This window comes from Arthrobacter sp. SPT-J7 (assembly GCF_059089965.1).
Genome location: NZ_JBNHFF010000393.1, coordinates 1 through 1,724 on the forward strand (window position 1 = coordinate 1; position 1,724 = coordinate 1,724).

Annotated in this window: 2 protein-coding genes; one reads left to right on the plus strand and one right to left on the minus strand. The window is 64.8% G+C overall.

Annotation, left to right across the window (positions count from 1 at the left end; genetic code table 11):
- Window positions 1-916 (minus strand): macrolide 2'-phosphotransferase (locus AC5RWX_RS32965; protein ID WP_494100373.1); only part of this gene is annotated, 916 nt, incomplete at its 3' end.
- A 150-nt stretch (window positions 917-1,066) separates the two neighbouring features.
- Between AC5RWX_RS32965 and AC5RWX_RS32970 the strand changes: the two genes are divergently transcribed.
- Window positions 1,067-1,724 (plus strand): NADH pyrophosphatase zinc ribbon domain-containing protein (locus AC5RWX_RS32970; RefSeq protein WP_494100374.1); only part of this gene is annotated, 658 nt, incomplete at its 3' end.

Here is a 1,724-nt window from a genome sequence, read left to right on the forward strand (position 1 = left end):
CGCCGTGCTCTTCGATATCCTGCGCAAGGGTGCCGAGCATCTCTTCGGCTTCTGAGATCATGCCCGGGTCATCCGAGGCAATCCCCTTCACCAGGTACTGGGCCAGGGCGAACTCGGCGGAAAGTGCTGCCCGGCGCAGGAGATGGTTGTCTGGAGTGTCCCTGCGGCTGGCCGTGTAAGCGCCCAGTACCGCGTCCACGAAGTCCTGTTCATTGGAGGCAACAAGCCAGGCGAAATCGTCGGCTGGATCGCCAATCCGAAGGTCGGTCCAACCGGTGACGGCAGTGACACGCTGGCCTTCCACCAGAAGGTTGTCCTCGTGAAGGTCGCCGTGCACCACACTTGGGTTGAAGCGCCACAGGGACACGTCTTCCATGGCGTGCTCCCAGCGGAGCAGCAGCGCGGGAGGAATTTTTCCTGTGGTGGCCGCCTGGTCAAGCTCATTCAGCCGCCGCTGCCGGAACTCATTGGGGGTATAGCTGGGCAGGTCGGCATTGCTGACCAGCGAATGGGGCAAGTCATGGATCGCGGCCAGGGCTACCCCAATTTCACGGGCGAGCGTATCCGGGCCTGCGGTCAGGTCCTCGACGCTTCGCGTGCTGCCGGACAGATGCGAGTAGACAAACGTGCTCAAGGTGCCCAGCCGCACGCTGCCGGCAACGGTGGGCATCAGGAAGGGCAGCTCGGCCCGGATGGCCGGGGCGAAGGCACGCAGCACAAGGAATTCCGTCTCAAGCCGGGCACTTGCCTCAGCGTGCCGCGGCGAGCGGACACGCCACCGCTTGCCCTCGGAATCGAGCAACAGCGCGGAGTCGAAGTCTGCAGGGTCATCCGGGGCAGAGCTGACGGCCGTCGGGGTCAGTCCGGGGACTGCCGCGGTTGCAACGGCTGCCAGTTCAATCGGTTTTCTTCTCACCGTTCCACGGTAGATTGCGTCCAGTCGAAGATACCGGTCCAAGGACGGCGAGTCTTCAGATATAGTCCAAATCAGGTAGGCAGGGGAGCGCGGCCAAGGGAGAGTGCACCCCAAATATCAATTGTCGGTCCCAGTCAGTACGGTGGACACATGAGCCACGCGGAGTCTGCAACACCGGTCCCCTTAGGCAAGGCCGCCCGGCTGCCGGCGAACCACCTGATGGACACGGTACTCCCGGTGCCTCCCGCGCTGGTTGACCGTGGATCCGTCGCCCGGGCACAACCGGGAATGGTGGAGGAACTCCTCGCCAGACCAGACACATTGGCCGTTGTCCTCTGCGGCAGGCAGGGGCTGATCCACGGCGGCGGGCTGTTGATGTCGGCGGCCCGGCCACTCCACAAAGAACTGGCCGCCGCAGGTGCCGCGCCCCAGCTGACGGTTTACCTCGGTTCCGCGCTGCCCGCTTCGGACCTTGCCCCCGGTACCCAAATGCTGCTTTTCATCCTGGCGGAACCGGTGGAGCCTGGAACCGGCGGGATACCCTCGGATGCTTCGTGGGCAGGATTCCGGGAGGTTGCCGCCGGGCTGAGTCCAACACAGACTGCCCTTTTTGTCGAAGCCAGCGCCATTACCAACTGGCATGCCACGCACACGCACTGTCCGCGCTGCGGTTCTCCCACTGAAGTGGAAGCCGGGGGATGGGTGCGGCGCTGCCCGGCTGATTCGTCCGAACACTACCCGCGGACCGATCCCGCCATCATCGTTACCGTGGTGGGCCCCGACGGGCGCCTGCTCCTGGGCGGCGGCG